The sequence below is a fragment of the Azorhizobium sp. AG788 genome (genome assembly GCF_943371865.1).
Lineage (GTDB): Bacteria > Pseudomonadota > Alphaproteobacteria > Rhizobiales > Xanthobacteraceae > Azorhizobium.
In genome coordinates, this window is record NZ_CALRWL010000010.1 from 1 (window position 1) to 22,175 (window position 22,175).

General features: G+C 66.8%; 22 protein-coding genes and 1 riboswitch. Of the genes, 9 read left to right on the forward strand and 13 right to left on the reverse strand.

Translation table 11 applies throughout. The annotated features are described in order from the left end of the window. On the reverse strand, positions 1-628 hold a 628-nt coding region (zapE, locus tag AAG816_RS08145; RefSeq protein ID WP_341989095.1), incomplete at its 3' end, for a cell division protein ZapE. A gap of 297 nt (positions 629-925) precedes the next feature. Here zapE and AAG816_RS08150 point away from each other — a divergent pair. The 3 genes from AAG816_RS08150 (at position 926) to AAG816_RS08160 (ending at position 4,332) form a co-directional block, all read left to right on the forward strand. Beyond that, on the forward strand, positions 926-1,288 hold the full coding sequence (locus tag AAG816_RS08150) for a hypothetical protein (protein ID WP_341989096.1): 363 nt from the start codon (positions 926-928) through the stop codon (positions 1,286-1,288). Between the two features lie 188 nt (positions 1,289-1,476). Further along, the gene (locus AAG816_RS08155; RefSeq protein ID WP_341989097.1) at positions 1,477-1,962 is read left to right on the forward strand and encodes a hypothetical protein; all 486 of its coding nucleotides are present in this window, start codon (positions 1,477-1,479) and stop codon (positions 1,960-1,962) included. Positions 1,963-2,091: 129 nt separating this feature from the next. Then, positions 2,092-4,332, forward strand: coding sequence for an FUSC family protein (locus AAG816_RS08160; RefSeq protein WP_341989098.1), 2,241 nt, complete (start codon positions 2,092-2,094; stop codon positions 4,330-4,332). A 36-nt stretch (positions 4,333-4,368) separates the two neighbouring features. Here AAG816_RS08160 and AAG816_RS08165 read toward each other — a convergent pair whose 3' ends face one another. Next, a complete protein-coding gene (locus AAG816_RS08165) occupies positions 4,369-5,484 on the reverse strand; it encodes a 2'-deoxycytidine 5'-triphosphate deaminase (protein WP_341989099.1) in 1,116 nt (371 codons plus the stop codon). A gap of 77 nt (positions 5,485-5,561) precedes the next feature. Next, positions 5,562-5,643: riboswitch (SAM riboswitch) on the forward strand. Positions 5,644-5,706: 63 nt separating this feature from the next. Here AAG816_RS08165 and AAG816_RS08170 point away from each other — a divergent pair. The 5 genes from AAG816_RS08170 (at position 5,707) to AAG816_RS08190 (ending at position 10,960) form a co-directional block, all read left to right on the forward strand. Further along, positions 5,707-6,915 (forward strand): O-succinylhomoserine sulfhydrylase, encoded by a 1,209-nt coding sequence (locus tag AAG816_RS08170; RefSeq protein ID WP_341989100.1) that lies wholly within the window; start codon positions 5,707-5,709, stop codon positions 6,913-6,915. Between the two features lie 100 nt (positions 6,916-7,015). Further along, a complete protein-coding gene (locus AAG816_RS08175; protein ID WP_341989101.1) occupies positions 7,016-7,510 on the forward strand; it encodes a hypothetical protein in 495 nt (164 codons plus the stop codon). Next, positions 7,507-8,958: a TRAP transporter large permease subunit gene (locus tag AAG816_RS08180; protein ID WP_341989102.1), complete on the forward strand. Its 1,452-nt coding sequence runs from the start codon at positions 7,507-7,509 to the stop codon at positions 8,956-8,958. The genes AAG816_RS08175 and AAG816_RS08180 overlap by 4 nt, the downstream gene beginning before the upstream one ends. Positions 8,959-9,057: 99 nt before the next feature. Further along, a complete protein-coding gene (gene apaG / locus AAG816_RS08185) occupies positions 9,058-9,450 on the forward strand; it encodes a Co2+/Mg2+ efflux protein ApaG (protein ID WP_341989104.1) in 393 nt (130 codons plus the stop codon). A gap of 13 nt (positions 9,451-9,463) precedes the next feature. Next, positions 9,464-10,960: a TrkH family potassium uptake protein gene (locus AAG816_RS08190; RefSeq protein ID WP_341989106.1), complete on the forward strand. Its 1,497-nt coding sequence runs from the start codon at positions 9,464-9,466 to the stop codon at positions 10,958-10,960. Between the two features lie 35 nt (positions 10,961-10,995). Here AAG816_RS08190 and AAG816_RS08195 read toward each other — a convergent pair whose 3' ends face one another. From AAG816_RS08195 to AAG816_RS08205, 3 genes are all read right to left on the reverse strand, one after another. Then, the gene (locus AAG816_RS08195) at positions 10,996-11,988 is read right to left on the reverse strand and encodes an Hsp33 family molecular chaperone (protein WP_341989107.1); all 993 of its coding nucleotides are present in this window, start codon (positions 11,986-11,988) and stop codon (positions 10,996-10,998) included. Between the two features lie 136 nt (positions 11,989-12,124). Beyond that, positions 12,125-13,054, reverse strand: a complete 930-nt coding sequence (argF, locus tag AAG816_RS08200; protein WP_341989108.1) for an ornithine carbamoyltransferase — start codon at positions 13,052-13,054, stop codon at positions 12,125-12,127. Further along, on the reverse strand, positions 13,051-14,259 hold the full coding sequence (locus AAG816_RS08205) for an aspartate aminotransferase family protein (protein WP_341989109.1): 1,209 nt from the start codon (positions 14,257-14,259) through the stop codon (positions 13,051-13,053). The genes argF and AAG816_RS08205 overlap by 4 nt, the downstream gene beginning before the upstream one ends. A 350-nt stretch (positions 14,260-14,609) precedes the next feature. Here AAG816_RS08205 and AAG816_RS08210 point away from each other — a divergent pair, with 350 nt between their 5' ends. After that, positions 14,610-15,137 (forward strand): GcrA family cell cycle regulator, encoded by a 528-nt coding sequence (locus tag AAG816_RS08210; RefSeq protein ID WP_341989110.1) that lies wholly within the window; start codon positions 14,610-14,612, stop codon positions 15,135-15,137. A gap of 368 nt (positions 15,138-15,505) precedes the next feature. Here AAG816_RS08210 and AAG816_RS08215 read toward each other — a convergent pair whose 3' ends face one another. The 8 genes from AAG816_RS08215 to pstC all read right to left on the reverse strand — a co-directional run bounded on the left by AAG816_RS08215 (position 15,506) and on the right by pstC (position 21,907). After that, on the reverse strand, positions 15,506-15,805 hold the full coding sequence (locus AAG816_RS08215) for a hypothetical protein (protein ID WP_341989111.1): 300 nt from the start codon (positions 15,803-15,805) through the stop codon (positions 15,506-15,508). 125 nt (positions 15,806-15,930) lie between these two features. Beyond that, positions 15,931-16,191 carry a hypothetical protein gene (locus AAG816_RS08220; RefSeq protein WP_341989112.1) on the reverse strand — a complete coding sequence of 87 codons (261 nt, stop codon included), beginning with the start codon at positions 16,189-16,191 and terminating at the stop codon, positions 15,931-15,933. 298 nt (positions 16,192-16,489) lie between these two features. Beyond that, positions 16,490-17,461, reverse strand: a complete 972-nt coding sequence (locus tag AAG816_RS08225; RefSeq protein WP_341989113.1) for a tripartite tricarboxylate transporter substrate binding protein — start codon at positions 17,459-17,461, stop codon at positions 16,490-16,492. A 181-nt stretch (positions 17,462-17,642) separates the two neighbouring features. Next, complete coding sequence (gene phoB / locus AAG816_RS08230; RefSeq protein ID WP_341989114.1) at positions 17,643-18,344, reverse strand: phosphate regulon transcriptional regulator PhoB; 702 nt, start codon at positions 18,342-18,344, stop codon at positions 17,643-17,645. 6 nt (positions 18,345-18,350) lie between these two features. Continuing rightward, positions 18,351-19,079: a phosphate signaling complex protein PhoU gene (phoU, locus tag AAG816_RS08235; protein ID WP_341989115.1), complete on the reverse strand. Its 729-nt coding sequence runs from the start codon at positions 19,077-19,079 to the stop codon at positions 18,351-18,353. A 19-nt stretch (positions 19,080-19,098) separates the two neighbouring features. Next, positions 19,099-19,923: a phosphate ABC transporter ATP-binding protein PstB gene (gene pstB / locus AAG816_RS08240; RefSeq protein ID WP_341989116.1), complete on the reverse strand. Its 825-nt coding sequence runs from the start codon at positions 19,921-19,923 to the stop codon at positions 19,099-19,101. A 106-nt stretch (positions 19,924-20,029) separates the two neighbouring features. Beyond that, the gene (pstA, locus tag AAG816_RS08245) at positions 20,030-20,863 is read right to left on the reverse strand and encodes a phosphate ABC transporter permease PstA (RefSeq protein WP_341989117.1); all 834 of its coding nucleotides are present in this window, start codon (positions 20,861-20,863) and stop codon (positions 20,030-20,032) included. Positions 20,864-20,878: 15 nt separating this feature from the next. After that, positions 20,879-21,907 carry a phosphate ABC transporter permease subunit PstC gene (pstC, locus tag AAG816_RS08250; RefSeq protein ID WP_341989118.1) on the reverse strand — a complete coding sequence of 343 codons (1,029 nt, stop codon included), beginning with the start codon at positions 21,905-21,907 and terminating at the stop codon, positions 20,879-20,881. Between the last annotated feature and the right edge of the window lie 268 nt (positions 21,908-22,175).

Below are 22,175 nucleotides of genomic sequence, written 5' to 3' on the forward strand. Positions count from 1 at the left end.
CGAGGGCGAGAACCTGGGTCTTGGCCTCGATCATGGCGATGAACGGCAGAAACAGCGCGCGATTGAGCCCGCCCGCATAGAGATCCTGCGGGGCCACGTTGGAGGTGGCCACCAGCACCACGCCATCATCGAACAGGCGCTGGAACAGCCGGCCCAGGATCATGGCATCGGCAATGTCGGTGACGTGAAATTCGTCAAAGCACAGCACGCTGGCTTCCGCCGCCAGAGCCGCCGCCACCGGCAGCAGGGGATCGGCGATCTTGCGCTCGCCGCGCTTCTGCGCCTCGCGCTCCGCATAGATGCGTTCATGGACGTCGGCCATGAACTCATGGAAATGCGCCCGCCGCTTGGAGGGACCGGGCAGGGCCTCGAAAAACAGGTCCATGAGCATGGTCTTGCCCCGGCCCACCCGGCCGTAAATGTAGAGGCCGCGTGGCACGGTCGGGGTGCGGCGATGAAACAGCCAGCCGAGCGCGGACGATTTCTTGGCCAGCGTGCGATCGCGCACGTCCTGTTCCAGGCGGGCCAGCGCCGCAACCACGGTTTCCTGCGCCGCATCGGGCTGGATCTCGCCCGCCGTCAGCATCGCCCGATAGCGGCCGAACACCCGCGCGTTCTCGATCCCCATATGGCCTCCGCCCGTGCGGCACCGCGACATGATCGGTGCCCGAGCCCTCGCTTAGACGCCCGCCCGCCCCCCCGCAAGCACCCGCAACCGCCGAACTCCGCTTCGGTGAACGAAACCAAATCAGACCGGCGACGTTGGTCAGATGCGTGTGTGCAGCGGCAGAAGGGATGGCGAGACCATCCCGCGGCCCCTGCGCAATCCTGGCTCCCATGTGAGCGCAACAGCCGTCGCACCAGTACCCGTCCGAGCGGTTTCGCTCGACGTCACGCGGCGGGCTTAAGCAATAGGAGAACACCTATGACCAAGAGCATTCTGCGAACCGCCGCCTTCACTTTGGCCCTGGCCACCGGCGTTGCCGGTCTGTCGATGGCCGCTTCCGCCGACGACTCCATCAATCAGGTCAATGACAGCATGGTGCGCCAGCGCCAGATGGACTACCTCAGCCGCCATGGCGGCTATGTGCTGACCCAGGATCTGAATTCCCAGGCGGTGGGCGGTCGCAACTCCACCATGATTGAGCCGATGCAGCGGGTGTATGCGCCGGCGACGCCCACCTATGTGATCGAGGTGCCGGCCGGCTATGGTGCGGCCACGTATGGCCGCACCAGCTACGGCCCGACCACCTACGTGGTCCCCGGCAATGCGCCCTATTATCGCTGACCTCAGCGACAGGCTGACGGTTGATCGATGGGCGGGCGCTGCGGCGCCCGCCGTGCCGCGTCCGTTGCGCCAATCCCCCCGAACGGGGCCGGTCGCCTGAGGTCAGCGTCCCGCAAGTTCGTCCTGCCAGACTTCGCCGCGAAAGCGCCGTGTCGAAACGCCGATGCGGACGAGCCCTGGAGTGGACGATGACAGCCAACGCGCGGCGGACCCTCGCCCTTGCGATTGTCCTCGCTGGCGGGATGACCGCTGCCCTGTCGGCGGCGCGGGCGGATGATTCCGTCAGCCAAGGCAATGACAGCATGGTCCTCCAGCGCCAGATGGACTATTTCGGCCAGCGCGGCGGCTATGTGCTGATCCAGGATCAGACCGCCCAGTCGGTCGGCAAGCCGGGCGCCAATATCGTTGCGCCCGCCGGCCAGATTTTCGTCACCACCATTCCCCTGCCCAGGTCCGGAGCCGTCGTGGTTCCAGGTCCCGTGGTCGCCCCGGCTCCGGTGATGGCGCCGGGTCCCATGGTGGTCGGCGTGCCGGTGGTGCAGGCGTTGCCCGGCCCTGCGCTCATTCCCACCACCGTCGTTCAGCCTTGGTACGGCTCGTCCGGATACATGGCGCCCGGCTATGGCCTGCCCGGCTATCCCAGCTACGCCATGCCCGGCTATCGGCCCTATTGACCGCCGCGGCAGCGACGGTTGTGCTGTCCACAGTGGACGGGGCCGTCCGCAAAGCACCGCCGTGCTCTGGACATTTTTTGCAGGCCATGAACCCATCCCCTTGATGCGGATGGACCCGGGGTGCGCGCGGTGAAGTTTCGGCCTTCCCTCCAGACCCTTCCCAACCACAGCCCCTTGATGCAGCGGCTGAGCGCGTGGCTGGACGACCACGATCCCGGCGGCATCGACCGGATGCGCTCGTTTCATCTGGCGCTGGCCTATGTGGTCATCATCATCCTCGGCGTCGCCACCTCCTGGACCTTCAATCTGAACATGGAGGTGGTGTTCCCCATGACCGGGGCGATGACCGCCTCGGTGCTGATCACCTTCACGCCCGCGGCCTCCATCGCCATCGAGGCCAAGACCTTCCTGCGCATCTTCGGCGTGGTGCTGGGCTATCTGCTGCTGGTGGTGGCGGTTGGACCCGGCGATCATCCGCAGAACGCGCTGATCCTCAAACTGATGCTGGTGCCGCTGTCCTTCGTGGCCATGTATCTGCGCCGCTACGGCATGGACGGCCAGCGCCTGGGCATCGCCTTCATCATCATCGCCACCGTCGAGGCGATCCTGCGGCCGACCCAGGCCCAGGCGATGTGGCTTCTACTGGCGGCCCTGGAGGGCTTTGTCGTCACCGCCCTCATCCGCCTCGCGCCGTTCCGGCCCAGCGCCATGCAGGCCTATAATGACGCGGTGGTGGATGCGGTGCAGGGGGTGGGCGACTATCTGCGCGTGTTCGCGGAAGCAGTGCGCACCGGCCAGGATGCCCCTATGCCGGGCGACACCATGCTGAACCGCCTGCGGGTGCGGGTGCGCGTGGCTCTGCTCACCGCCACCGCCGAGGACCCAGACGCCCGTGCCTGGGTGGAAGCGGTACGCACCAATGTCTACCGGCTGCGCGTCGCCACCCAGTTGCTGCACGATTGCATTCCCTCCGTGCGCCGGGCCGAGGGCGCGGACAATGCCTGGAGCGGGCCGGTGGCCGCGATGGCGGAAGAAGTCGCCCGCCATCTGGACCAGATCGGCATCGGCCCCTCGTTCGGCGATGCACGCATGGATGAAGGGCTGACCCGGCTGCGCCGCTCCGCCACCGACCCGGCCATCGACCCGAAGGTTCAGCTCACCCTGCTGCGCGCGGTGACGGCGTTCGAGCGCCTGACTTTGCTCATCCGGGGGCTGGAGCGGTTTCGCCTGGAACGGCCGGTGGAACAGAGCTTGGCTGCTTTTTCACCGCCGACCCAGCCCAAGACCGCGCCGCCCGCCGTGCCAGTCACACCGGGGCTCTCGCCCGCCATGCGGGTGGCCATCCAGGCCCTGGTCGCCACCAGCATCACCACCGGCCTCGACCTCGCCATCGGCCTCGACCACGCCTATTGGGCGACCATGACGGTGATGTTCGTGCTGGGGAACAGCCTGGGCGAAACCTATATCCGGGTGCGCTATCGCACCTGGGGCACCATTCTGGGCGTGCTGGCGGGCGTGGTGGCGGTCTATGTGTTCGAGACCAACATCTGGTTGCTGGCCGCCGTCTGTCTGGTGGGACAGGTGGCGGGCCTGCTGACCATGCGCGATCGCTACGACATCGCCTCCGCCGCGACCGGCCTTTCGGTGGTGGTCGGCCTGCACCTCGTCACTGGTCTCAGCGCCGAAGGCATGTTCTCGCGCATCTATGAGACCGCCATCGGTGCGGTGGTGGCGCTGGTGATCTCCTATCTGGTGCTGCCCATCTATGGCAGCGACGAAGTCATCAGCCAGGTGAAGACCATGGTGGGACGCTGCCGCCACGCCTTCGCCGGCTGGTGGCCGCGCGGCGAGAAGCGCGAGTCGGTGAGCGCGCTGGCCTGGGAGATGCGCCCGGTGATGGACCGCCTGCCGCAGCTGGATGCGGAATCCTCGCTCGGACATCGCGGCGCCGGCGACGTGGTAAACTTGGTGTCCACCCTCGACGTCCTCACCACCTATCTGGCGTTGCTGGAGGATGCCGCCCAGCGGCTGGCGGTGCTGTCGCCGCCGGAGGAAATCGTCAACGTGCTGGAGGCCGCCCGCTCGCGCACCTTGCTGGGGTTTGATCTGGCGCTGGGGGATGCGCCTCCGGCGGCGGACGTGACCAACGCCCCGCAAGTGGACGCGGCCCTGTCCTCGGCCCTGGGCATCACGTCCGATGACGCCACCCGGCGGCTGTTGCCGTTCGTGGCGGATTATCTGGCGTTCTCCGACGCCATCCTCCAGCCCTTGTCCGACCTGCGCACCGTGCTCAACCCGCCGGCGAAGACCACCACGGCGCCGCCCCCCGCCCTGGAATCCCCGCCGCCGACGGAGAAGCGGGCGGCGTAGAGGCCGCGGCCCGATCCCGTCCCGGTCTCGGTCGTCCTATCCCTGCGGCAGGAATGGGCGGAAGTGCTTGGACAGCTTCAGCCCCTGCCCCTGATAGTTTGAGCTGCCCCCTTCGCCATAGAGCTGGTCGGGACGTGCGGCCATGCGCTCATACACCAGCCGGCCCACGGTCTGGCCGTGTTCCAGGATGAACGGCACTTCGCGCGAACGCACTTCCAGCACCGCCCGCGCGCCCTGCCCGCCCGCCGCCGCATGACCGAATCCAGGATCGAAGAAGCCGGCATAATGCACCCGGAATTCGCCCACCAGGGGATCGAACGGCACCATTTCGGCGGCCTGATCCGGGGGCACCTGCACCGCCTCGCGGGAGGCAAGGATATAGAAAGCGTCCGGGTCCAGCACCAGAGCGGCGGCGCCGCGCACCCGGATCGGCTCCCAGAAATCCTCCACATCCAGGCTGGCGCGGCGGTCCACATCCACCACGCCGGTATGCTTCTTGGCGCGAAAGCCCAGCAGGCCGTTCCAGGCATCGCCCGCCAGATCGACCCCCAGCGCGATGCCGCCGCCGGCCACGTCCGGGGCGTCGGAATCCACCAGGCGCTGCTCCTTCTGCAGCGTGAGCAGTTCCAGGTCGGACAGGCGCGAGATCCCCCGCCGGAACCGGACCTGCGACAAACGCGAGCCGGTGCGGACCAGAATGGGGAAGGTCCGCGGGGAAATCTCCAGATAAAGCGGCCCCTCATAGCCGAGCGGAATGGCATCGAACGCCCGCGCGCCATCGGCGATGACGCGGGTGAAGACGTCGAGGCGGCCGGTGGAGCTTTTGGGATTGGCGGAGGCCGCCACATCCGCCGGCAGGCGCAACTTCTCGAACAGCGGCACCAGATAGACGCAGCCGGTCTCCAGCACCGCCCCATCGGCCAGATCCAGCTTGTGCAGGGCGAGGTCCGCGAGGCGATCCTTCACCGTGATGCCGGCACCGGGCAGAAAGCTGGCACGGATGCGCCACGCGCTGCGCCCCAGCCGCAGGTCCAGGCTCGCGGGCTGGATCTGGTCCTCATCCAGCGGGCGGCGCGTGGTGATGCTGCCATCGGCGGCCATGGCGGCGATGGCCTGGGCCGGAAGAATGCCTGCTCTCAACTGTTCGGCCACGCTGCACTCCGTTCCGGTCATATCGTTCGTTTTAACGGACGCTTCCCTTGACGCCAAGGGAGCGAGGGCTTTAACTGCCGAGCACTCGTGGTGAATTTGAGCCCGGCCGGCTTGCTGCCACGTTAAACAAAATTGCTAAAAGGCCGGGGATCGTGATGGGTCCGCACGCATGCCAACTCCGCATGCACCCGGTCACGCGTCCTCGGCCTCGCTGGAAGGCTTATGACCGTGGCACAAAAATTCGTTCCGCCGGACCCCTCCACTTTGCATTCCGAGACGCTGCTCGTCCATGGCGGCACCACCCGCTCGCCCTATGGCGAGACCTCGGAAGCGCTCTATCTGACCCAGGGCTTCGTCTACGACAGTGCCGAAGCCTGTGAAGCGCGCTTCAAGGGCGAGGATCCCGGCTTCGTCTATTCGCGCTACGGCAATCCCACCACCGCCATGTTCGAGGAGCGCATGGCGCTGCTGGACGGCGCGGAAGCCGCCCGCGCCACCGCCTCCGGCATGGCGGCGGTGAACGCCTCGCTGCTGTGCCAGCTCAAGGCCGGCGACCATGTGGTGGCGGCCCGCGCTTTGTTCGGCTCCTGTCGCTGGATCCTGGAAGACTTCCTGCCCCGCTACGGCGTCGAGACCACCCTGGTGGACGGCACCGATCTGGAGGCCTGGAAAGCCGCGGCCCGGCCCAACACCAAGATCTACTTCCTGGAAAGCCCCACCAATCCGACCCTGGAAATCATCGACATCCGCGCCGTGGCCGACATCGCCCATGCCGCCGGCGCCATGCTGATCGTCGACAATGTGTTCGCCACCCCGCTGTTGCAGAAGCCGTTCCAGCTGGGCGCCGACGTGGTGGTCTATTCCGCCACCAAGCATATCGACGGCCAGGGCCGGTGCCTGGGCGGCGTGGTTCTGGCCTCGCAGCAATTCGTCACCGACCATCTGCAGACCTTCCTGCGCCAGACCGGCCCCTCCATCTCGCCGTTCAACGCCTGGGTGCTGCTGAAGGGCCTGGAGACGCTGGGCCTGCGGGTCGCCCGCGCCCAAGGCACCGCGGCCATTTTGGCCGATGCGGTGGCGGGCGAGCAGAAGGTGGAGAAGGTGCTCTATCCCTTCCGCGCCGATCATCCCCAGGCGGACTTGGCCCGTCGGCAGATGAGTGGCGGCGGCACGCTGGTGACCTTCGTGGTCGCCGGCGGCAAAGAGGGCGCCTTCCGCTTCGCCAATGCGCTGAAGGTGATCCGCATCTCGAACAATCTGGGCGATGCCAAGAGCCTGCTCACCCATCCGGCCACCACCACCCATCAGCGCTTCACCCCCGAGGCGCGGGCGCAGATGGGTATTTCCGATGGGCTGGTGCGGCTGTCCGTAGGCCTGGAGCATCCCGACGATCTGCTCGCCGACATCGCCCAGGCGCTGAAGGCGGTCTGAGCCGTTGGTCCGGGGGCTGGTGGCCCCTGGACATTGCCCGGTGAAAAGCTACCGTCCCCTGACGCCTCCCACAAAGAGAGGCTGAGGGGGGCGGTGTCCCATGCGCGCACGGGCAACAGCGGGCGTATCGGCGGCGCTGGCCGCGAGCCTCAGGGCCACGCGCTGGCTGATCCTGCCCATCTCGCTGCTGTTGTTCCTGCAATGGCCGTTGCGCGATCTGGTCAAGGCCTATGCCCGCGAGGCCAATGACCTTGGGCAATGGATGTTCGCGCTCTATGTGGCCGCCGCTGTCACCGCCACCACCCGGGCGAAGGCGCATCTGGCCAGCGACCTCTTCGCCCATCGCTACGCCCCGGCCACCCGCGCCCGGCTCGCCCGCATCGGCGCCGCCGTGGGCCTGCTGCCTTGGTCGCTCTGGCTGCTGACGGCCGGTGCGAGCCTGACCTTGCAATCGGTGGCCAGCCTGGAAGCCTTTCCCGAAACCACCAATCCCGGCTTCTTCCTGGTGAAGGCGGCCATGTGGCTGATGGGGCTGATGGCCTTCCTGCAGGCGGTGCTGGATGTGTGGGCGCCGACGGACGTGCGCCGCCCATGAGCGCCTTCGGCCTGCTTCTGCTGGTTCTGATCGGCTGGGGCACCGTCTTCACCGGCCTGCCCAATGTGGTGGTGCTCCTGGCGGTGGCTGTCTTCGGCCTGCTTGTGGGCCTTCTCACCGGCAGCATCGACGCGCACCTGATGTCGGCGTTGCCCTCGCGCATCGTCGATCTGATGAGCAATGATCTGCTCCAGGCGCTGCCGCTGTTCGTGCTCATGGGCGTGCTGATGAACCGTTTGCCGGTGGCCTCTGCGCTGTTCCGCACCGGCATTGCCCTGCTGCCCCGCGCCGACGCCAGCGCCCCGGTGGTGGGCATCGTCATCGGCGCACTGCTCGGCCCAATGAACGGTTCGGTGGGCGCCAGCGCCATGGCGTTGGCCCGCACCATCGCCCCGGAAATGCGCGCGCGGCATATCCCGCTCGCCACCGTGCAGGCGGTGACGGCCACGGCGGCGACGCTGGGCGTAGTGATCCCCCCCTCGCTGGTGCTGATCCTGCTGGGCGACGCCATGCTCAACGCCCATTCCATCGCGCTGAACGTCAGCGGGCGCAGCGGGCGGGTCATCAACACCCAGGACGTGTTCCAGGGCGCCCTGCTGCCGGCGCTGCTGTTCGTCGCCGGTGCGCTGCTGGTGACCCTGCTGGCGTGGCGCCGGCGCGGCCCCCTGGTGGTGCGGCCGAGACATGCCCCGTTGCGACTGGGCGATGCCATCATCGGCGCGCTGGCGGTGCCGTTCGTGGGCGGGCTGCTGACCAGCGTGACCCTGGGCTACATCTATCCGGTGGAAGCGGCCGCCTGCGGCGCCATGGTGCTGTTCATCGCCGGCCTCGTGAGCGGGCATGTGAACCGCGCCAATATCGGCCCGCTGCTGGACGAAACCATGCGCATGACCGGCGCGCTATTCGCGCTGCTGGCCGCCGCCACCACCTTGACCCTGGTGTTCCGCCTGTTCGGCACCGACCGGCTGATCGCGGACCTGATCGCTTTGCTGCCCGGCGGCGACACGGTGGCGGTGCTGGTGGTTCTGGCGGTGCTGGCCGCCTGCGCCCTGGTGCTGGATGCGTTCGAGATCGTGTTCGTCATCGTCCCGATCATCGTCCCGCCGCTGCTGATTCGGGTGCAGGACGCCACCTGGGTGGCGGTGCTGATCCTGCTCACGCTGCAGATGAGCTTCCTGCTGCCGCCGCTCGGCTACGCCCTGGTGGTGACCCGCGACCTCTTGAAGGGGCCGGCCAGCCTGCGCGCCATGCTCACCGCCCTGGCGCCCTATGTGGCGGTGCAGATGCTGGTGCTGGCGACGGTATTCGCCGTGCCGGCGCTGACCCATCCGGCCTCGCCCTTTGCGGTGCCGCGGCCCGCGCCCGCCGCACCGCTGTCGCGGGAGGAGATGATCCGCAAACTGGACGACATGCTGCCCCCGGCCCCGGTGGCCCCCAGCTTGAACTGAACCGCCCCTTTCCCAAGGTTCCCATTGCACGGCGCCCGTTTGGCGGGTTCACTAGCGCCAAGCGACGGGGCGATCCCCGGCGGGTGGAGGCGACAGGGCATGTATCGGGCGATCACGCGGAAGATCCAGGTCACCGCGACGCCGCGCTATGTGGCGGAACGGTCCGAGCCGGAACACGGGCGGCATTTCTGGGCCTATACCATCGAGGTGGTGAACCTCGGCAGCGAGACCGTTCAACTCAAGGCCAGGCACTGGGTCATCACCGACGCCCACGGCCATGTGGAGGAAGTCCACGGCGCCGGCGTGGTGGGCGAGGAGCCGGTGCTTCCGCCGGGGAGCCGCTTCGAATATACCAGCGGCGTCCCGCTCTCCGCTGCCACCGGCATCATGAGCGGGCATTACGAGATGCGGACCGACGCTGGAGAGGCCTTTTCCGTGGAAATTCCAGCCTTTTCGCTCGATATCCCGCACATGCCCCGCGTCCTGAACTGAAGCGGCCATTCCGATGACATTGGCGAAAGCCTCACGGGTTCAGACCGAGGCCACGCCGGCCCTCGACCTGCGCCCGATCGCAGCCACGCTCGGCACGCTCCTGAGCATCCTGGGCGCCAGCATGCTGCTGCCGGCTTTGGCGGATTTCCGCGCCAATTCCGGTGGCGCGGGGGCCTTCGTGGGATCGGCCGCCGTCACCATCTTCGTCGGTGTCCTGCTCTCCGTTTCCGGACGTGGCGCCAGCGTGCCGCGGCTGGACCTGCGCCAGGCCTTCCTGCTCACCACCTCGGTGTGGGTGGTGCTGGCGATCTTTGCCACCTTGCCGCTGATCTGGGGGCCGCCACACCTGAGCGTGGTGCATGCGCTGTTCGAGAGCGTGTCCGGCCTCACCACCACCGGAGCCAGCGTCATGACCGGGCTGGATGCCATGGCGCCCGGCATCCTGTTGTGGCGGGCCATGCTCCACTGGTTCGGCGGCATCGGCATCGTGGTCATCGCCATCGCCGTGCTGCCGGCGCTGAGCATCGGCGGCATGCAATTGTTCCGCACCGAATCTTCGGACCGCTCGGAGAAGTTCCTGCCGCGGGCGGGCGCTGTGGCCAAGGGCTTGCTACTGGCCTACGGCGTGCTCTCGGTTCTATGCATCATCGGCTATGCGCTGGCGGGGATGGGACTATTCGATGCATTGACCCTAGGTCTCTCAACCGTGTCGAGCGGCGGCTTCGCCAATTCGGACTCGTCGCTCGGCGTGTTCGCCGATCCGGCGGTGGACTATGTCGCCATCGTGTTCATGCTGGCTGCGAGCCTGCCCTTCCCGCTCTATGTGCGCGCGCTCGCAGGCGATCCGGGTCGGCTGTTCCGCAACCCGGAGGTGCGGACCTTCTTTGCCATCGTGCTGGTGTTCACGGTGGCGTCCTTCCTGCAGCAGGTGTTTCAGGGGGTCGCCGCGGGCGAGGTGGCGTTGCGCGGGGCGCTGTTCACCGTGGCTTCGCTGATCTCCACCACCGGCTTCATGTCCGTGGACTACACCAATTGGGGCCCGCTTTCGGACGCCCTGTTCTTTGTGCTGATGTTCCTGGGCGGCTGCACCGGCTCCACCGCCGGCGGCCTGAAGACCCTGCGCCTGCTGATCGCCATGAAGGCGGTGCGACAGCATTTGAAGCGGATTTCCTACCGCAACGGGCTGTTCCCGATCCGCTATGGCGGTGCGCCGGTGGCGGACGATGTGGTCGCCTCGGTGCTCGGCTTCGTGTTTTTGTATATCGCCACCTTTGCTGTGGTGGGGGTGGCGCTGAGCGCGATAGGGCTGGACCTGCGCACCGCCTTCTCGGCAGCCATCGCCTGCCTATCCAATGTGGGGCCGGGGCTCGGCCCCATCGTGGGGCCGGCGACCAATTACGGCAATCTGAGCGATCCTGCGGTGGTGATCCTGACCCTGGCCATGCTGCTCGGCCGTCTGGAGATCGTCACCGTGCTGGTGCTGGTGATGCCACGCTTCTGGAGCCGCTGAGCGCGACTCCAGCCCCATGCCTCTGAGCCTGGGGATCAGGCGTCCGCCTGCCCCAGAACTTCTTCGCCGGCAAATCCGTAGGACCTGCCGCAGAACTCGCAGGTCACCGTGACCCGACCGTCATCCTGGATCATGTCCCGCCGCTCGTCGCGGGAGAAGCTGGCCAGCACCCCGGCCACCCGCTCGCGCGAGCAGGTGCACTGCGCGTTCACCGGTTGGGTGGAGAACACCCGCACGCCGCGCTCATGGAACAGCCGGAACAGCAATTGCTCGCCCGGCAGCACCGGGTCCACCAGTTCCACATCCTCAAGGGTGGAGACCAGCGCCTGGGCCTCAGCCCAGGCGTCGTCCTCGGCCACATCGTGGAACGCGGCGTCCTCAGGCGCATCGCCCGGATGCAGGTCGGCCTGGGCGGCGCGATTGGCCTCCTGGGGCAAGAACTGCACGAGAAGGCCACCGGCACGCCAGGAGGACGGCTCGCCGCCGGGGCGGATTTCCTCGCCCACCGCAAGGCGCACCTTGGTGGGGATCTGTTCGGACTGGCGGAAATATTCGTGCGCCGCTTCCTCCAGCCCCGCCCCGTCCAGCGCCACCACGCCCTGGTAGCGATTGGTGGAAATGCCCTGGTCGATGGTCATGGCCAGATGGCCACGGCCCAGCAGCGCGGCGGGGGTGGCGGTGTTGCCGCGCTCGGCCTCCGCCACCGCGTCCGCATCGAACCGGGCATAGGCGCGGATCTTGTCGGGGGTGACGAAGTCCACCACCACCATGTCCACCGGCCCATCGGTCTGGGTCTGCAGGATGAAGCGGCCCTCGAATTTCAATGACGACCCCAGCAGCGTGGTCAGCACCACCGCCTCGCCGATCACCCGCTTCACCGCAGCCGGATAGGCATGATGGGCCAGAACCGCGTCGAGGCTGCCCCCCAGGCGCACCACCCGGCCGCGCACATCCAGCGCGTCCACCTGAAACGGCGTGACGCAATCGTCCTCCGGGTCCTGCCGGGGGGATCTGGCCTCTTCACCCATGGGGGCTCCACTTATGCAAGGCGGCGCCGGAAGCTGAGAGCCCGGCGCCGTGTCCGAAGGTCGTCCGCAATCCCCCTGCGGGCCCTGCCCGCGGGAGGGGGGACGCATCACCCGGCCAGAACGGCGCGGGTGAACCTCACAGGTGGGCCTTGTCGAGGCACCAGGCAAGGATGCCCTTCTGGGCATGGAGACGATTTTCCGCTTCGTCGAACACCACGGACTGTGGACCGTCCATCACCTCGTCGGTCACTTCCTCCCCGCGATGGGCGGGCAGGCAGTGCATGAAGATGGCGCCGGGGGCTGCCCGTGCCATCAGCGCGCCGTTGACCTGGTAGGGTTTCAACAAATTGTGGCGGCGCTCGGCCTCCTTGTCGCCCATGGACACCCAGGTATCGGTGACGACGCAATCGGCGTCCTCCACCGCTTCCTCGGGATCGCGCATGAAGCGGACCTTGGCCTTGGTGCGCTTGACGAACTCCTTCAGCGCCTGACGGGGCGACAGTTCCTTGGGGGAGGCCACGTTCAGCGAGAAGTCAAACCGTTCTGCCGCATGCACCCAGGAGGCCAGCACGTTGTTGGCGTCCCCGGTCCAGGCCACCTTCCGGCCCTGGATATTACCCTTGTGCTCCTCAAAGGTGAGCACATCGGCCATCACCTGGCAGGGATGGGAGATGCGGGTCAGGCCGTTGATCACCGGCACGGTGGCGTTGCGCGCCAGTTCCATCAGATCCTCATGGCTGAGAATGCGGATCATGATGGCGTCCACGAAGCGAGACAGCACCCGCGCCGTATCGGCGATGGACTCGCCGCGGCCCAGCTGCATCTCGGCACCGGTCAGCATGATGGGATCGCCGCCCAACTGGCGCATGGCCAGATCGAACGACACCCGCGTCCGGGTGGAGGGCTTGTCGAACACCATGGCCAGCGACTTGCCGGCCAGCGGCTTGTCGGCGGTGCCGGCCTTGCGCTGCGCCTTCAAATCCTTGGAGAGGTCGAGCACCTGCCGCAGATCGTCGGACGAAATGTCCGACAGATCGAGAAAATGACGCACACCATTGCCGATCATTCCGCTGCCCCCCGCACCGGCGCGGCCGCAAGGCGCTGTTCGATCCGCTGGCACGCGGCCTCGATCTTCTCCACCGCGAGACTCAATTCGTCCTCGCTGACCACCAGCGGCGGCAGCAGGCGCACCACATTGTCGCCGGCGCCCGGCACCAGCATGCCTTCCTCGCGCAGCGCGATCACCAAGTCGGCGGCAGGCACCTGGGCGCGCAGGCCCATGAGCAGGCCCTGCCCACGCACTTCGGCGATCACATCGGGATGACGATCCTTTACCTGCGCCAGCATCTGGGTGAAGCGCAGGCCCATCTGGCGCACATGGTCGAGGAATTCCGGCAGCAAAACCTTGTCCAGCACCGCATTGCCTACCGCCATGGCGAGCGGATTGCCGCCATAAGTCGAGCCATGAGTGCCCAAGGTCATGCCCTTGGCCGCCTCTTCCGTGGCGAGGCACACGCCCATGGGGAAGCCGCCGCCGATGCCCTTGGCCACAGCCATGATGTCCGGGGTGATGCCCGCCCATTCGTGCGCAAACAGCTTGCCGGTGCGCCCGACGCCGCTCTGCACTTCGTCCAGGACCAGAAGCAGGCCATGCTCATCACAGAGCGCCCGCAAGGCCGCCAGGAATTGCGGCGGCGGCACGCGCACGCCGCCTTCACCCTGAACGGGCTCCAGCAGGATGGCGGCGGTCTCCGGCCCAATGGCCGCCTTCACCGCATCCAGATCGCCGAAGGGCACTTGGTCAAAGCCCGGCATCTCGGGGCCGAAGCCCTCCAGATACTTGGCATTGCCCCCGGCGGCGATCGTCGCCAGCGTCCGTCCGTGGAACGCACCTTCAAAGGTGATGATGCGATTGCGCTGCGGCGCCCCCGATACGTACTGGTATTTGCGCGCCATCTTGATGGCGCACTCCAGCGCTTCCGCACCGGAATTGGTGAAGAAGGCCGTATCCGCAAAGGTCGCCTCGGTGAGGCGCTGGGCCAGCCGCTCGCCGCCGGAAATCCGGAACAGGTTGGAGGTGTGCCACAGCTTCTGCGCCTGCGCCGTCAAGGCCTCCACGAGATAGGGGTGCGCGTGGCCGAGGACGTTCACGGCGATGCCCGCGGTGAAATCCAAGTAACGTCGCCCGTCCGTGGTGACGAGCCAGCAGCCCTCCCCCCGCTCGAATTCGAGATTGACGCGTGCGTAGGTGGGCAGAACGGGGGTGATCACGGACCCCTCCTTGCGAGGGTGGAAGGAGACGCCACGGAATGCGACGCCTTTGGAGAAACGGAAAAAGGCCGCTCACGGGAGCAGCCCCACATCTGGGATTCTAATGATCGATTGCGGCGGGTCAACACACCTTGCGTGGTTAACGATTTCGCAACGACTTGGGGAAAACAGACCCTGAGGCGATTCTGACTCTTCGCGGGGCACGCCCCATATTGTAGGTTGCTCCTCGCCGGACACGAGATGTCGTGCGGCACCGTTCCCAAGTGGCGTCGGATCCCCATATCCCGCGCGCGGTTCGCGCGTTTCGGGTGCGGCCGGGGATTGCGATGAGGCAGCCAAGGAGGAGAGCGATGAGCTGGAACGACGAGCGCGTCGAACTCTTGAAGAAGCTCTGGGGCGAGGGTTTGTCCGCCAGCCAGATTGCTGGAGAGCTCGGCGGCATCACCCGCAATGCGGTGATCGGTAAAGTCCACCGTCTTGGACTGTCTGGGCGGGCGAAGTCCCCCGCAGTGGCCGCCCGTCCGCGCAAGACCGCGCGCCCGGAGACCCCGGCCCAACGGCCCCAGGCCCCTAACAGGCCGGCGACGCACGGCAATACCGCGCTCGCCCCTGCTCTCGACGCCATGGTGGAGAGCGCTCCTGCGCCCGCACCCGCGCCACAGCAGTCCAACAATGTTCTGGCCATCGGCCAGCGCTGCACCATCATGAACCTCACGGAATCCACCTGCCGTTGGCCGCTCGGCGAGCCCGGCACGGAGTCCTTCTACTTCTGCGGCGGGCGCAGCGTGTCCGGGTTGCCTTACTGCACCCAGCACGCCCGCATGGCCTACCAGCCGGTGCAGGATCGCCGGCGTGATCGGCGCGTGGCGCGGATCTGAGGCATCACGCGGATCGCCGGGACGACCTGATTTTGCGGTTTCAGAGGTCAAAGTCGCCGGCGCTCTGCGAGGTGAAGATACGGCAACCCCGCGGCACTCGCCGCGGTCATGCCGACGTGTTGTTCCGTCATCCCGGTCTCAGCCGCACGCGGCCACCGGGAGGTCGGGCCACCACTTCAAGCCGACAGCCTACGGTCTGGATGTTGCAGATCGACGACGGTGCAACGCAGCCCCTGCTCCACCGTCCCGGCTTGGCCGGAACACGCTCAAAATGACATTGCTGTTCTGCGCGCCTGCAGCGCCGTGGATTGCCGGCGCCGCGCCCGTCACCGGACGGCGGATGCCGCCTGGACAATTCTGCTGGCCGGTCAGCGCCGGTCGCGGGTCGGATCGAAGCAGGTATAGCCCACAAAGCACTGCGGATTATTGCGGGTCGGCACCCAGGCGGGATCGAGTGTCTGGTCCGCTGGGCAGAACTGCCGGCTGATCACAAAGCGGTCATAGGTGGTCGCGCTGGTGGACAGCACCACGGCGCCGCCGGTGCGCACCAGGGTGGCGGCCTGACTACAGGTCATCTGCGGGCTCGCCGGCAGGGCCATGGCCGCCAGAGGCAGGAATGCGGCCGAGGCCGCCAGCGCCGCGCCCGCATGGCGCGCAAACTTCCACATGGAATTCTCCCGGACGATCCTGGCGTGCGTGCGGGTCATACCGGCACGCGGCGGGCGGACCTTACCCCCAAATCGGCGCACCCGGAACAACCGGAGGGCGGCACAGCGGCGCACCCACGCGGACGTTACCACCGCCAGCGGTCGCGCTCGGGCTCGAAGCAGGTGTAGCCGATGAAGCACTGCGGGTTGTCCCGGGTGGGCTCAAAGGCGGGCCTTGTCGCTTCGTCGGGCATGCAGAAGCGGCGATCGGACACGTAGCGGTCAAAGGTGGTGGCGGAGGTGTCGAGGACGATGCCGCCGCTGCGCGCCACCAGCGCCGCCGCGGCGGCGCAGGTCATGGCGGTGGTGGCGGGGCGCGCCTTCGCACCGGATGTTGGGCCTGCCATGGCCAGACAGGCGAGAGCGATTGCCACAACCGGCCGGCCGAGGCAGGCCGGGCGCCGCAAGGATAGCTGATCGGATCGCATGCTTCGTCCTCCGCTGGTTGCCACGAGCGGTGTAGTCGCAGGGCTGCCATGCACGAAATGCGGTGCCGCCTGCCGCAGCAAGGGCCGGATCGATGCGTCCGGCGCTCACGCCCTAACCAAGATGTCACTCGGGCGCGCGGGAAAGCACTACGCCCGTCGCGGCCGCCCCTTGGTGCGGGAGGGCCTGCCGGACCAAGCGCCCGGCAGGCCAATGCGGTCACTCGGAGATGGACGCCCCGGAAGCCTTCACCACCGGCCCCCATTTCGCCAGTTCGGATTTCACATGGGCAGCCAGTTGGTCCGGCGTGCTACCCACGGTGACGGCGCTGAGGTCGGCCAGCTTGGCCTGGACCTCAGGGTCCGCCACCGCCTGCGCCCCGGCCTTGGCCAGGATGTCGATGATCGCCATGGGCGTCCCCGCCGGCGCGAAGATGGCATTCCAGGAATAGGTCTCATAGCCCGGCAGGCCGGATTCCGAGACCGTGGGCAGGTCGGGGGCCGCTGGCGAGCGCTCCTTGGTGGTGATGGCGAGGCCGACCACGGAACCCTTGCGGATATGGCCGATGGCGGAGGGCAGATTGTCGAACATGATCTTCACCTGGCCACCGACCAGATCCAGCATGGCCGGGCCGGCGCCCTTGTAGGGCACATGCACCATCTTCACCCCCGCCATGCTCTCGAACAGAGCGCCGGAGAGATGTAGCGGCGTGCCCACACCGGAGGAGGCATAGTCATATTTGTCCGGATTGGCTTTCAAGAGCGCAATCAGTTCCGCGGTGGTCTTCACGTTCAGCGATGGGTGCACGATCACTACGTTCGGCACGTTCACCAGCAGAGAGACGGGTGCGAAATCCTTGACCGGGTCATAGGGCATCTTGGTGTAGAGGGCCGGATTGATGGCGTGGGTCGCCACCGTGCCCATCAGCACCGTGTAGCCATCGGGCGCTGCGCGGGCGACCGCCGCCGCCCCGAGATTGCCGCCGGCGCCGCCGCGATTGTCGACCACGACGGGCTGCTTAAGGATGTCGCCCATCTTCGCGGCAATGATGCGGGCGACGATATCCGTCGATCCGCCCGCCGCAAACGGCACCACGAGCCGGATCGGCCGGTTGGGATAGGTCTCTTGCCCCGCGGCGCCGCTGGCCCACACGGTAGCGGCAAGCGCGATAATGCCGAACAATCGCTTCATGTGTCAGGTCTCCTCCGCCGCTACCTTAGCGGAATATGCCGCAAAGGAAGAAGCATCCTGACACCAGAGGATCTCGTGGTCGGAGCGTTATCCCCACGCCAGGCAGCCGAGGCGGTTCCAGCGGCGCGGTGGCGCCACTGCCGCCAGATGCCGGCGCACCGGCGGCAGGGCCATCTTTGCCTCAATGGGCGCGGGCAAACATCTCGTTGAACGAGTAGCCGGCTCCGCGCACTGTGCGGATGGGGTCCGACTGACGGCCGCGGTTGATGGCCTTGCGCAAGCGCCCGACGTGAACATCCACGGTGCGCTCGTCGATATAGACGTCCTGGCCCCAGACCCCGTCGAGCAATTGCTCGCGGGAGAACACCCGGCCGGGGCTCTGCATGAGAAATTCCAGCAGGCGGAATTCGGTCGGCCCGAGATGGATCTCGCGACCGGCCCGGTGCACCCGATGGGTCTCCCGGTCCAGTTCGATGTCCCCGGCGCGCAGCAAGGTGGCCACGTGCTCGGGCTTGGCCCGGCGCAGCAGCGCCCGCACCCGTGCCAGAAGTTCCGGCACCGAGAACGGCTTGACCACATAATCGTCGGCCCCGGTGGCCAACCCCCGCACGCGCTCGGTTTCCTCGCCGCGCGCGGTCAGCATGATGACGGGGAGGCGCTCCGTCTCGGGCCTGGTGCGCAGGCGCCGACACAGTTCGATCCCGGAGAGACCCGGCAGCATCCAATCGAGAATGACCAGATCCGGTACGCTCTCGCGCAACCGGGTTTCGGCTTCGTCGCCGCGGGCCACGTTCTCGACGAAATACCCCTCCGACTCCAGATTGTACCGGAGCAGGAGGGTGAGGGGTTCCTCATCCTCGATAATCAGAATACGCGCAGCCACGAATGATTACCCCTGAAGGGTCCGCGTGGGAAACGACACCGTCGTCTCGCTGGAGACGTCCGCCTTGGGGCGGTCGTCCGAAATCATGCTCCCGGACACCATGTAGAACACGGTTTCAGCAATATTGGTCGCATGATCGCCGATGCGCTCAATATTCTTGGCACAGAACAAAAGATGCGTGCACACGGAGATGTTGCGCGGATCTTCCATCATGTAAGTCAGCAATTCGCGGAACAAGGACGTGTACATGGTGTCCACGTTGGCGTCCTTGCGCCACACGTCCAGGGCCTTGGCTTGGTCGCGGCCCGCATAGGCGTCGAGCACTTCCTTCAGTTGCTCGAGCACCAGGTCGGACATGTGCTCCACGCCGCGCACCAGCTTCTGAGGGTGATATTCGCCCTCGATGGCCAGCACGCGCTTGCCCACGTTCTTGGCCAGATCGCCGATGCGCTCCAGATCGTTGGAGATGCGCAATGTGGCGACGATGTCGCGCAGATCGCTGGCCACCGGCTGGCGCTTGGCGATCACCAGGACGGCCTTGTCCTCGATCTCACGCTGCAACTGGTCGATGGCCGCATCCATCACCACCACGCGCTGGGCGGCGACGCCATCGCGGCGGATCAGGGCGCCGACGGAATCGGACACCAGGCGCTCGGCCTGGCCGCCCATTTCCACGATCTTGCGGCCGAGTTCTTTGAGTTCGGCGTCGAAGGCCGAAACGGTATGGTCGGACATAAGGGGGGTCCCCCGCTGCTCAGCCGAAACGGCCGGTGATGTAGTCGCGCGTCTTGATCTCCTTGGGGTTGGTGAAGATCACGTCGGAGGTTCCGACTTCCACCAGTTCGCCAAGATAGAAAAAGGCAGTGAGATCCGCGCAACGGGCAGCCTGCTGCATGTTGTGCGTCACGATGACAATGGTGAATTCCTGCTTCAACTCGTCGATCAGGTCTTCGATCTTCGAGGTGGAGATGGGATCCAGCGCCGAGGTGGGCTCGTCCAGCAGGATCACCTCCGGGCGCACCGCGATGGTACGAGCGATGCACAGGCGCTGCTGCTGGCCGCCGGACATGCCCAGTGCCGAGGTGTGCAGGCGGTCCTTGGTCTCTTCCCAGATCGCCGCCTTGCGCAGGCAGCTTTCCACCCGCTCGTCCATGGCCGCCTTGCCGATGCGCTCGTGCAGGCGCACGCCGAAGGCGATGTTGTCATAGATCGACATGGGGAATGGCGTCGGCTTCTGGAACACCATGCCGATGCGGCTGCGCACCACGGTGGAGTCCAGTTCCTTGCCCACCACGTTCACGCCGTCGAACAGCACCTCGCCCTCGGCGCGCTGGCCGGGGTAGAGGTCATACATGCGGTTGAATACCCGCAGCAGCGTGGACTTGCCGCAACCGGACGGCCCGATCATGGCGGTGACCCGCTTCTCGGGAATTTGGAAGTTGATGCTCTTCAGGGCATGGTTCTGCCCGTAGTAGAAATTGAGATTGTTGACCTTGATCTTGGTCGGCGCCTCCACAGCGCCCGGCTTTGCCGACACGGAGGACGACAGATTGAAGGTCGGATCGACGGCAGAGTTCATGGCAGGCCTCGTTCGGTCTCGGGCGCCCGCCGCGACAAGGCGGGGGCAATCGGGCGAAAGTCGATCGGGCGCGCAGCGCGCATCCCAGGAAGATCACGGGACGCGGTCAATGTGACCGCGACAGCACGAGCCGCGACACCACGTTGAGCACCAGCACGCCCACCGTGATCAGCAGGGCTCCCGCCCAGGCCAGCGACACCCAGTCGTCGAACGGGCTGCCGGCATATTGATAGATGGCAATGGGCAGGCTCGCCATGGGCTTGCTCAGATCCACCGACCAGGAATTGTTGCCCAGCGAGGTGAACAGCAGCGGCGCGGTCTCACCCGCGGCGCGGGCGATGGCCAAGAGGATGCCGGTGACGATGCCGGCGCGAGCCGCGCGCCAGGTGACCATCATCACCACCTTCCACTGCGGAGCCCCCAGCGCGAAGGCGGCTTCCCGCAGGCCCACCGGCACCAGGTTCAGCATGTCTTCGGTGGTGCGCACGATCACCGGGATCACCAGGATCGCCAGAGCCAGCGACCCGGCCCAGCCGGAGAAGCCGCCGAACGGCACCACCAGCAGCTGGTAGATGAACAGCCCCACCAGGATGGACGGGGCGGACAGCAGGATGTCGTTCACGAAGCGGGCAGCGGCGCCGATCCGGGTGCCCTTGCCATTCTCTGCCAGGAAGGTGCCGGCGAAGATGCCGATGGGGCCGCCGATCACCAGGGCGATGGCGATCTGGATCAGCGAACCGACAATGGCGTTCAGCAGGCCGCCGTTCTGGCCCGGCGGCATGGTGATGTTGGTGAACACGTTGAGGCCGAGGGCCGGCAGGCCCTTGGCGATCAAAGTGAGCAGGATCCAGGCCAGGAGGAAGATGGCGAGGGCGGCGAAGGCGACGGAAATCGCCTTGATCGTGTAGTCCTTGGTCCGGCGTGCGGCGAGCGAGGCCATGTGCGGTTTCCCCGGTCAGTCGAGCCGCGAGCGCACCAGCGCCCGGGACAGTGCAAGAACGATGAAGGAGATGACGAACAGGATGAAGCCGAGCTGCAGCAGCGAGGTCAGCTTCAGCGATCCGATCGCCGCTTCCGGGAATTCATTGGCGATGGTCGAGGCGATGGTGGCGCCCGGGGCGAACAGCGACGCTGACAGGCGGGTCGCGTTGCCGATGACGAAGGTCACCGCCATGGTCTCGCCCAGAGCGCGGCCGAGGCCCAGCATCACCGCGCCCACCATGGCCGTGCTGCCATAGGGCACCGAGACGTTCTTATAGACTTCGTAGGTCGTTGCACCGACGCCGTAGGCGGATTCCTTGAGCATCGGCGGCACGGATTCCAGCGTCTCCACGAACATCGCGGTGATGAAGGGGACGATCATGACCGCCAGGATCAGGCCGGCGGTGAACATGCCCGAGCCCAGCGGCGGGCCCTGGAACAGCACGCCCAGCAGCGGGATCGGCCCGAGGAACTCGATCAGCGGCGGCTGCACATACTGGGCCATCAAGGGGGCGATCACGAAGAAGCCCCACATGCCGTAAATGATGGACGGAACCGCCGCCAGCAGCTGAACCGCAACGCCGATGGGACGCTTCAAGGCTTGGGGCGCGATCTCGGTGAGGAAGAAGGCAATGCCGAACGACAGCGGCAGGGCCACCACCACGGCGATGATGGCGCTGAGCAGCGTGCCATAGACCATCACCAGCGCGCCGAACTTCTCGGTCACCGGATTCCAGCTGGCGGTCCAGATGAAGTCGAGGCCGAATTCCTGCAGCGCCGGGAAGCCACCGATGAACAGCTGCGCGATGATCAGGCCCAGCAGGATCAGGACGAAGATGCCACTGGCCCACAAGGCAGCAACGAACAGCGGATCGGACACCCCGCCGACGCTCTTGGCCTTGTGGATGGGGATCCGGCCCACCTCTCCCGTCGTATCCATCGTCGCGTCCATCCCCGACACCCCTCGTTCCGTGAGCCGCGCCTCGCGGGCGGCCAATCCCATGTGTCTGCCTCATCGCGGGTTCCCACAGCCCGGCCTCGGCAGCGATTTTCGCGCCGACGCCACCGTCCGGAACCCGGCCCGCTTCTGCTCAACTGGCGCGCCGTGCCACCCGCGAACCCTGGATAAACCGACGGTCAGGGCTGGAGCCGCAGATCCGAAGCCCCAAGGTCCGAAGCCCTAAGGTCCGAAGCCCTAAGCTCCGGTCGGGACCGGCGGTCCCGACCCTGGCACCCGCGCGCATATTCATTGGAGGTTATCGCGACCTCCA

Coding starts and splice junctions, on each gene's coding strand:
- AAG816_RS08150 (WP_341989096.1), top strand. CDS start 926: ATGACCAAGAGCATTCTGCGAACCGCCGCCTTCACTTTGGCCCTGGCC.
- AAG816_RS08155 (WP_341989097.1), top strand. CDS start 1,477: ATGACAGCCAACGCGCGGCGGACCCTCGCCCTTGCGATTGTCCTCGCT.
- AAG816_RS08170 (WP_341989100.1), top strand. CDS start 5,707: ATGACCGTGGCACAAAAATTCGTTCCGCCGGACCCCTCCACTTTGCAT.
- AAG816_RS08175 (WP_341989101.1), top strand. CDS start 7,016: ATGCGCGCACGGGCAACAGCGGGCGTATCGGCGGCGCTGGCCGCGAGC.
- AAG816_RS08180 (WP_341989102.1), top strand. CDS start 7,507: ATGAGCGCCTTCGGCCTGCTTCTGCTGGTTCTGATCGGCTGGGGCACC.
- apaG (WP_341989104.1), top strand. CDS start 9,058: ATGTATCGGGCGATCACGCGGAAGATCCAGGTCACCGCGACGCCGCGC.
- AAG816_RS08190 (WP_341989106.1), top strand. CDS start 9,464: ATGACATTGGCGAAAGCCTCACGGGTTCAGACCGAGGCCACGCCGGCC.
- AAG816_RS08195 (WP_341989107.1), bottom strand. CDS start 11,988: ATGGGTGAAGAGGCCAGATCCCCCCGGCAGGACCCGGAGGACGATTGC.
- argF (WP_341989108.1), bottom strand. CDS start 13,054: ATGATCGGCAATGGTGTGCGTCATTTTCTCGATCTGTCGGACATTTCG.
- AAG816_RS08210 (WP_341989110.1), top strand. CDS start 14,610: ATGAGCTGGAACGACGAGCGCGTCGAACTCTTGAAGAAGCTCTGGGGC.
- AAG816_RS08215 (WP_341989111.1), bottom strand. CDS start 15,805: ATGTGGAAGTTTGCGCGCCATGCGGGCGCGGCGCTGGCGGCCTCGGCC.
- AAG816_RS08220 (WP_341989112.1), bottom strand. CDS start 16,191: ATGGCAGGCCCAACATCCGGTGCGAAGGCGCGCCCCGCCACCACCGCC.
- AAG816_RS08225 (WP_341989113.1), bottom strand. CDS start 17,461: ATGAAGCGATTGTTCGGCATTATCGCGCTTGCCGCTACCGTGTGGGCC.
- phoU (WP_341989115.1), bottom strand. CDS start 19,079: ATGTCCGACCATACCGTTTCGGCCTTCGACGCCGAACTCAAAGAACTC.
- pstB (WP_341989116.1), bottom strand. CDS start 19,923: ATGAACTCTGCCGTCGATCCGACCTTCAATCTGTCGTCCTCCGTGTCG.
- pstA (WP_341989117.1), bottom strand. CDS start 20,863: ATGGCCTCGCTCGCCGCACGCCGGACCAAGGACTACACGATCAAGGCG.
- pstC (WP_341989118.1), bottom strand. CDS start 21,907: ATGGGATTGGCCGCCCGCGAGGCGCGGCTCACGGAACGAGGGGTGTCG.